The sequence below is a fragment of the Streptomyces sp. NPDC057287 genome (genome assembly GCF_042667905.1).
Lineage (GTDB): Bacteria > Actinomycetota > Actinomycetes > Streptomycetales > Streptomycetaceae > Streptomyces.
The window spans coordinates 1-5,073 of the sequence record NZ_JBHUYV010000042.1; the positions used below are offsets into that span (position 1 = coordinate 1).

7 protein-coding genes are annotated in these 5,073 nt (G+C 70.0%); all 7 read right to left on the reverse strand.

Annotated features, from left to right (window positions below):
• Positions 1 to 501, reverse strand: a 501-nt coding sequence (locus ACFUNE_RS37500) for an aromatase/cyclase (RefSeq protein WP_383577480.1), incomplete at its 3' end; no start/stop codon positions are given.
• 50 nt (positions 502 to 551) lie between these two features.
• Positions 552 to 1,337, reverse strand: coding sequence for an SDR family NAD(P)-dependent oxidoreductase (locus ACFUNE_RS37505; protein ID WP_383577482.1), 786 nt, complete (start codon positions 1,335 to 1,337; stop codon positions 552 to 554).
• Positions 1,338 to 1,456: 119 nt separating this feature from the next.
• Complete coding sequence (locus ACFUNE_RS37510; RefSeq protein WP_103515319.1) at positions 1,457 to 1,729, reverse strand: acyl carrier protein; 273 nt, start codon at positions 1,727 to 1,729, stop codon at positions 1,457 to 1,459.
• A 234-nt stretch (positions 1,730 to 1,963) separates the two neighbouring features.
• Positions 1,964 to 3,178 carry a ketosynthase chain-length factor gene (locus ACFUNE_RS37515; protein WP_383577484.1) on the reverse strand — a complete coding sequence of 405 codons (1,215 nt, stop codon included), beginning with the start codon at positions 3,176 to 3,178 and terminating at the stop codon, positions 1,964 to 1,966.
• The gene (locus ACFUNE_RS37520) at positions 3,175 to 4,446 is read right to left on the reverse strand and encodes a beta-ketoacyl-[acyl-carrier-protein] synthase family protein (protein ID WP_383577486.1); all 1,272 of its coding nucleotides are present in this window, start codon (positions 4,444 to 4,446) and stop codon (positions 3,175 to 3,177) included. The genes ACFUNE_RS37515 and ACFUNE_RS37520 overlap by 4 nt, the downstream gene beginning before the upstream one ends.
• On the reverse strand, positions 4,443 to 4,772 hold the full coding sequence (locus ACFUNE_RS37525) for a TcmI family type II polyketide cyclase (RefSeq protein ID WP_383577488.1): 330 nt from the start codon (positions 4,770 to 4,772) through the stop codon (positions 4,443 to 4,445). Before ACFUNE_RS37525 ends, ACFUNE_RS37520 begins: the two co-directional genes overlap by 4 nt.
• Before the next feature lie 136 nt (positions 4,773 to 4,908).
• Positions 4,909 to 5,073: acetyl-CoA carboxylase biotin carboxyl carrier protein subunit (locus ACFUNE_RS37530; protein ID WP_383577490.1), on the reverse strand; the 165-nt coding region annotated here is incomplete at its 5' end.

A 5,073-nucleotide genomic window follows, 5' to 3' on the forward strand; every position in this document is an offset into this window, starting at 1 on the left:
GGAGCCGTTGATGTGGACGGTGTCCTCGAAGGAGAAGGTGACGTCGTCGGTGGCGTGGACCCGCTCGACGTTCTCCTTCAACGCCGCCAGCTCCGAGCGGCTGTTCTTGTCGACCGCCTCGTCGATCCAGAGCAGGTCGTGCGGATCGTCCTCGATCGCGCGGTAGTCGTGCAGCAGCCTCACCCGCGCGGAGTCCTCCCCGAGCGGCTCGATGATCCATGTGCCGCCCATGGCCGCTACCGGGGCGGCCGTGACCTCCTGGCGGAAGGTGATGCGCAGGCCCTCGGGGTCGAGCTCGCGGCGGGACGTCCAGTTCTTCGGCTGTCCGTTGGCGGTCGCCCAGATCCGGATCCGCTCCTGCGATCCGTCGGACTCCACCTGGTCCACGTGGATCGTGGGCGGGAAGATCCGCGGCCAGTTGGTGACGTCGGCCAGCAGCCGGTACACGTCCGGCGCGGGCGCGGCGATGGTGATCTCGTGCTCAACCTCGCGGGTTGTCATGGGACTTCCTCTTCGGGATCTCGGATGCGTGGGCACCCTCGGTGTGCGGATCAGAAGTTGCCGAGTCCGCCGCAGACGTTGATGGCCTGGGCGGTGACGGAGGCGGCGGTGTCGGAGGCCAGGTAGGCGACCATGCCCGCGACCTCCTCCGGGGTGGAGTAGCGGCCGAGCGGGATCTTGGACTGGAAGCGGTCGAGGATCGCGTCCTCGGAGGTGTCGTACGCGGCGGCGTAGCCGGCCCGGACCCGCTGGGCCATCGGCGTCTCGACGTAACCGGGGCAGACGGCGTTGACCGTGATGCCGGTGGGGGCGAGCTCGTTGCCCAGGGCCTTGGTGAAGCCGACCACCCCGTGCTTGGAAGCGGAGTACGGGGCGCCGAGCACCACGCCCTGCTTGCCGGCGGTGGAGGCGATGTTGATGATCCGGCCGCGGCTCCTGTGGCGCATGCCGCCGGTGTTGAGCACTTCCTTGGTCAGGCGGAACACGCTGTTGAGGTTGGTGTCGACGACGTCCGCCCACAGCGCCTCGTCGATGTCGGCGGTCACACCGCCACCGGACCGCCCGGCGTTGTTGACCAGCACGTCGACGCTCCCGAACCGGTCGACCGCGGCCTGGACGAAGGCGGCGGCGGACGCGGAGTCGCGCACGTCCAGGACCGTTCCGTCGGCCTCCAGCCCCTCGGCCTGGAGCTCCTTCACCGTCGCGGCGACGTTCTCGGCGTTGCGCGCACCGATGAAGACCCGGTGCCCCTGGGCGCCCAGCGCCCGCGCGCTGGCGAGGCCTATGCCACTGGTCGCGCCCGTGATCAGGGCGACCCGCTTCTCCTGCAACGACATGTCTCTTCTCCGTCTGCTCAGTGAGTGGTTCGTCTGGTTCCGTGTGTGGTTCGTCCGGGCGGCGCGGACCGTGGGGTCCGCCCCGCCCGGACGCAGGGAAGGTGCGGCGGCGGGCCGGCTCAGGCGGCGTTCGGGACCGCCAGGAGGTGCTCGTTGACCGCCGCGATCAGCGCGCGTGGGGTGTCGGCGTCGGTGAGCAGGTCCTCGTCCAGGACGATCCCGTACTCGCGCTCGATGCGGCTGCCGGTCTCCAGCAGGGCGAGGGACTCGTATCCGAGCGCCTCGAACTGGACGTCGAGGATGTCCCCGTCGAGGTCGACGCCCTCGTCCGCGCCGGCGCCCTCCAGGAGGATGCGGCGCAGGTCGTCCAGGGTGAACTCGTGCGTGGCCATGTGGATCGCCTTTCGTCATGGTTCGTGCGTGGGTGGGCTCCGCGGGCGTGCGGACGTGCGTGGGGGGGTTCCGGGAGGTGCGGGTGGTCGTGGGCGTGCGGGTGCCTCCGGGCGGCGGCCGGTTGGCCGGGCCGCCGGACCGGGGGTGCACGGGTGGGGGAAGCGCCCCCCTGCCCGCGGGCACGGGGGGATGAGCCCGTGGGCGGGGGGCGCGGTCTGTGGGTGGCGGGTACGTCAGTTGGCGGCGCGCACCACGACGGCCGAGTTGAAGCCGCCGTAGCCGCGGGCCACCACGAGCGCGGTGCGCACGTCGGCGGTGCGCGGGTGCTCGGTGACCAGGTCGAGGCCGTACTCGGCGGCCGGCCGGGTGTTGACCGTCGGAGGGATCAGTCCCTCCTCGATCGCCAGCAGGGCGGTGGCCACGTCCAGCGGCCCCGCGCCGGAGTAGAGCCGGCCCGTCATCGTCTTGGGCGCGGTGACCGGGACACCGCCCTCGCCGAACACCTTCACGATGGCCTCCGCCTCGATCCGGTCCAGCTCGGGCACCCCGGCCGCGTCCGCGAAGACCACGTCCACGTCTCCGGGTCGTACGCCCGCGTCGTCGAGGGCGAATTCGATGGCCTTGCCCAGCGCGGGCTCGCGCCCGCTGCCCGGCGCCGCGTCGAAGGTCGCGCCGTAGCCGACGATCTCTCCGTAGACGCGCGCTCCGCGTTCGCGGGCCGAATCGGCCGACTCCATGATCAGGATCGCGCCGCCCTCGCCCGGCACGTAACCGGACGCATCGGCGTCGAAGGGCAGGAACGCCCGGGTCGGCTCGTCGCTGGTGCTCAGCCGCTTGGCGGCGAGCTGCGCCACCCAGCCCCAGGGGCAGATCGACGCGTCGACACCGCCGGAGACGATCATCCGGGTGCCCTTGCGGATCAGCCTGCGGCCCTGCGCGAGGGCGTCGAGACCGCCGGCCTCGTCGCTGACGATCACCCCGCTGGGGCCCTTGAGCCCGTTGCTGATAGAGATCTGGCCGCTGTTGACGGCGTAGAACCAGGCGAAGGACTGGTAGGCGCTGACGTACTGGCTGCCCTGGCTCCACAGCTTCTGCAGCTCGTTCTGGCCGAACTCGAAGCCGCCCGAGGAACTGGCCGTCACCACGCCCATGTCGTACTCGGCGAGGCCCTTCGGGTCCACACCGGCGTCGGCGAGCGCCCACTCCGCGGCGACCAGCGCGAGGCGGGTCATCCGGTCCGTCTGCGGCAGCATCCTGCTGGGGAGCAACTCCTCGGCGGCGAAGCCGGGGACCTCCCCCGCGAGGGTCGCCGGGTAGGACGAGGAGTCGAACCGGGTGACCCGGCCTATGCCGTTCTTACCGGCCCGGGTGGCGGCCCAGTAGTCCCGCGTGCCGAGACCGGTGGGCGCGGTGATGCCCAGGCCGGTCACTACGACTGAGGTGGTCATGCCGCACTCCTCTCGGGGCGCGCCAGCACCATGGCGCTCTGGAATCCGCCGAATCCGCTGCCGACGGTGAGCACCGCGTCGGTGAGCTGCTCACGCGCCACCAGCGGTACGTAGTCGAGGTCGCACTCCGGGTCCGGGGTGTGGAGGTTCGCCGTCGGGGGCACGACGTTGTGCTCCATCGCCAGCGCGGAGGCGGCGATCTCGATCGAGCCGATGGCCCCGAGCGAGTGCCCCACCATCGACTTGATGGAGCTGACCGGGGTGCGGTAGGCGTGGTCCCCGAGGCTCCGCTTGAAGGCGGCGGTCTCGTGCCGGTCGTTCTGCTTGGTGCCCGAGCCGTGCGCGTTGATGTAGTCGATCTCGGTCGGGTTCATCCGCGCCTCGCCGAGGGCGACGTCGATCGCCTCGGCCATCTCCTTGCCGTCCTGGCGCAGACCGGTCATGTGGTACGCGTTGGAACGGGTCGCGTAGCCGGCGATCTCGGCGTAGATGTGCGCGCCGCGCTTCTTCGCGCTCTCCAGCTCCTCCAGGACGAAGACAGCCGAACCCTCGCCCAGGACGAAGCCGTTGCGGGTGCTGTCGAAGGGCCGGGAGGCGTGCTCCGGATCGTCGTGCCGGGGCGTCGTCGCCTTGATCGCGTCGAAGCACGCCATCGTGATCGGGGAGATCGGGGCGTCCGAGGAACCGGCGATCATCACGTCCACGGAACCCTCGCGGAGCAGGTCGACGGCGTGGCCGACCGAGTCGATGCCGGAGGTGCAGCCGGTGGAGACCACGGTGCTCGGGCCCTGCGCGCCCACGGCCCAGGCGACCTCGGCCGTGAAGGAGCTGGGCACCAGGTAGTTGTAGAGGTGCGGCACCGCGTATTCGTGGTCGACCAGGTGCAGCCGGCCGCCGTCGCTGACCACGTTGTACTCCTCGTCGAGGCCCATCGTCGCGCCTACGGCGCTGCCGATGGTGACGCCGACGCGGTACGGGTCGTACGTGGCGAGGTCGATGCCGCTGTCGGCGACCGCGCCGCGCGCGGCGACCACGGCGAACTGGGCCGCCCGGTCCATGCGCCGGATCTCCTGCGGCCCCAGCCCGTGCTCCCGCGGGTCGAAGTCGATCTCGGCGGCGACCCGGGAACGGAAGGGGCTCGGATCGAAGAAGGTGATCCCGCGCGTGGCGGTACGCCCGTCACTCAGCAGGTCCCAGAAGGCCTTCCTCCCGACGCCGCCGGGAGCGAGCACCTCGATACCGGTGATGACCACACGTCGGCCGGTCACGCGGACGCCTCCCAGCTGTAGAAGCGCTTCGCCATCGCGTCGGCCGGGGAGCGCCAGGTCGCGGGGTCGTACGCCTCGATCAACGGCTTGAGGTCGTCACTGATCCGCTGGAAGCGCTCGTCGTGCCGCGCCTCCTGTATCTGCCGGCCGCCCTGGTCCTCGTCGAAGTCCTGCAGGTGGAAATACAGGCCCCGGTACTCGAAGAGCTGCCGCCTGCGTGTGCCCATACGGTGAGGCATTTCGGTGGTGTCGAACTCACCGAAAAGCTTGGCGACATCAGCGCTGGAAGCAAGGTCCATACGAGCCACGATCAGAGTGCTGTGCATGCTTTCCCTCTCCTCACTGCTCATCAATTCAATTTCAGTATCCGAGGCCCGTAAGGGGTTTTTCAACGGTGCCTGTGTCAGGGTTCTGTCAGGCCGTGCAAGAATTCCGCAGCCCAATCAAGCGGAATCCCGCTATTCAGTCCTTGATTTCGCAGATCGCGGCGCCGGACGACACAGATGTGCCGACTTCGGCGGACAGGCCTTTGACCGTGCCGGAGCGGTGGGCGTTGAGGGGCTGTTCCATCTTCATGGCTTCGAGGACGACGATGAGGTCGCCTTCCTTGACTTCCTGGCCTTCCTC

Coding starts and splice junctions, on each gene's coding strand:
- ACFUNE_RS37505 (WP_383577482.1), bottom strand. CDS start 1,337: ATGTCGTTGCAGGAGAAGCGGGTCGCCCTGATCACGGGCGCGACCAGT.
- ACFUNE_RS37510 (WP_103515319.1), bottom strand. CDS start 1,729: ATGGCCACGCACGAGTTCACCCTGGACGACCTGCGCCGCATCCTCCTG.
- ACFUNE_RS37515 (WP_383577484.1), bottom strand. CDS start 3,178: ATGACCACCTCAGTCGTAGTGACCGGCCTGGGCATCACCGCGCCCACC.
- ACFUNE_RS37525 (WP_383577488.1), bottom strand. CDS start 4,772: ATGCACAGCACTCTGATCGTGGCTCGTATGGACCTTGCTTCCAGCGCT.